General features: G+C 45.9%; 1 protein-coding gene. It reads right to left on the minus strand.

What is annotated here, in order from left to right:
- A partial coding sequence (locus R7Z41_RS06765; protein ID WP_225477528.1) for a FimV/HubP family polar landmark protein occupies window positions 1-2,685 on the minus strand: 2,685 nt, incomplete at its 3' end.
- Window positions 2,686-2,932 lie beyond the last annotated feature (247 nt).

Below are 2,932 nucleotides of genomic sequence, written 5' to 3' on the forward strand. Positions count from 1 at the left end.
GCCAGCCATAGATGCTAGAGCATCTTCTTCGCTGAATTCTGGAAGATCTAGCTCGTCAAAATTGAATTCATCTTCTGAATCGTTGGTCGACTCAGTTTCCGGCTCCAATTCAGGTTCATCCAGTAGCCAATCTTCTTCTTGTGGAACACCGAATTCATTTTCTATTGTATTTGGTGTCGGCGTGAAGGCTGGAATGTCTTCCTCTCGCTCAACGTGAGGCTGTACCTCAGCATCGGACTCCACGGATGGTTCTTGTGTTGAATCAGTATCGGTAGCCTCTTGTTGTAGTGATGAAGCTTCATCTATCTCCGTTTGTGTTTTTTCAACTTGCTGCGGTAAATCGTCTTCACTATCAAATAGAGCGTCAAGTTCAGCAGAAAAATCCGCTTTTTCTTGTTCTGTTGGCAGAAGTTCTTCACTGTCTGACTCAAATAGGTCGTCTAGCTCGCTCATTAAAGGATCATTCTCTGGTGAGAGGTCCTCTAAATCACCAAGAAATTCATCGCTGCTAAATGGCTCTGAAGCAGCCTCTGGCTCGGTTAATGGTTGCTCTTTTGCAGCTTGTTGCGTGTCTGGTTGGCTTTCACTTAATAAAGCGTCGATGTCCAATCCAGACTCAATATCCTGATCTTCATGAGTTTGTTCTGACTCAACTACGGAAGATGGCTTTTCGTCGGCGTCTGGCTCACCAAAACCAAGTGATTTCAGTAACTCTTCCTCTTCCGATTTATTCTGCTCTGGGCTCTCGTCCTCTCGAATCAGATCATCAAACGGATCTAAATCAGCTTCAGTCTCTTCATCAAGTTCAGAGGTAACATCATCAATGAGTTCATCCAGTAAGTCTGTGCTATCTGCGTCTAACTCTTCGATCGAGTCATCACCTTCAAAACCAGAGATTGCTTCTAGCTCGTTTAGTGGATCAAACTCGTCTGTGTCATCTTCATCAAAATCAATGAGTTCATCGAGTAGCTCTGTACTGTTTTCATCTAGAACAGGACCTTCATTGGCGTCAGCTTCTCGAACTTCCGATTCACTAGCCGGTTGTTCATACTGGGCCAATAGCTTATCGATATCGTCGTCAGATGCCTCTCCTACACTAAAGTCATCATCCGAAACGGGCTGTTTTAACTCAGGCTCATCAGTATCTAAATCGAAGTCATCGTTGCCAAGTTCAGCAAACAAGTCATCAAGCATATCCTGGTCGACAGTGTCACTTGGTAACTCTTCTGACGGCTCATCGGCTGCAAGTAACTCGGCAAATGCATCGTCTGAAAGCGAGTCTGATTTCTCATTCGTATCATCCGAAAGATCGAAGCCAGACTCATCGTCATCGAGCACTTCTAGTTCTGGAGCAACCTCATCTAAGGCTCGCTCCATTTCTTCTAAACCAAGCGCCTTTTCTTCGCCGTTGACTTGGATACCATTGTTCGATGACTCAAACTCATCCAGACCAACATCTAGGTCACCGTCATCGCCAATATCTGCAAATGGGTCATCGTCCCCTTCCAGATTGAAATCAAGTTCTTCATCGTCGAGGTTAGCAAAGACGTCTTCTTCTAAATCTGACTTCTCTTCTTGTAAAGACTGTGCGTTGATATCTTCATCTGCAAACAATTCATCATCAAGCGTGAGCTCTTCATCCAGCTCATCCGCCGCCGCTAAACCGATTGGCGCCGCAAGAGGATCAACGTTTTGCTGTTCCTGCGCAGCCGCTTCTTCCTCTTTCGCTTTAGAGCGTCGGCCAAGAAGCATAACAACTAGCAACGCAATCAAAGCACCAGGAATTAATGCCGCAAGACCAACGAGCCAACCATTAGACAAAATTTTGTCCATGGTGCTTGGTTGCATGCGCTGTTGTTCAGCAAGGCGTTGGCGCTCTTCAGCAAGCAGCTTCTCGACTTCTGAGCGAATGCGTTCTTCGTCATTCAACTCGCTTTTCAAAGTTTCGACTTCGCTTTGCACTTCTGACAGCATCAATCGAAGACGATGGTTCTTCTCTTCTAATGACTCTAATTCACTTTGTGAGCCTTGAAGTTTGTCCTTTAGCGCACTGACCTGCTTTTCACCCTGCGGAGAGGTGGTTACTGGTGGCGCAGGGATGACCGGTATTGTTTTCGGAGTTGGTTTTGGCTCCGTTGCTGCCACTGTCTCTGGCTTAGTCGCAGACTTGGGTTCTACTTTAATTTGTGGCTTTGGTTGCTCGGTGACTCGTTGTGCTGGCGTCGCTCTATTTGTCGGCTTCGGCTGTTTTAACTTAGCTTCATGCGCCTTCATAATCGCAACAGCTTGCGCTGTGGTCGCGCTTTGCACTTGCTCTAAAGAAGGTACTCGTAGCCGACTCCCTGGGATCAATTCATGAATGTTTTGGTTCTCAAACGCTTGAGGGTTAATTCGGTAAATGGCAAGAAGCGTTTGTTGAACGGTAACACCGCGTGAAGGTCGTAATTCTGAAGCGATCGACCATAGTGTTTGATTTTCACCAGTCGGACCAAAGAAACGTGACGGTTGAGTATTCGCAGGAGGAGCAGGTAATGCTCGCTCAATATCTTCAGCATAGCTCGGAGATGATTGCACTTCACCAGACGGTCCAACAAGACGAATTCCTTCGGCTTGAACCACTGATGATGTCTGAGTCGCGCTCATCAACACAAGGGCTGCTAACAAACGCTTATAATTTTGACGCATAGAAGGCTCAGTTTTGTGCTAGATACAATTTGAAATGGTGATCGGTTAAATATATCGGATATCGCATGCAAAACTATAGCGTTGAGAATAAAAAATGTGTGGCTCTCGCCATATTCGTACTAATCTCACACTATTTTGTTTCGTTCGTACAAAAAAGCCTCGCACTGTGCGCAATGTAGTTCACTTAAGAGGAGCCGCGTAGCGATTAACAGGGTATCGGGTCTTTGATATTTTTACCGCCCTAGGC

The organism is Vibrio sp. 1457 (assembly GCF_033340195.1).
Lineage (GTDB): Bacteria > Pseudomonadota > Gammaproteobacteria > Enterobacterales > Vibrionaceae > Vibrio > Vibrio alginolyticus.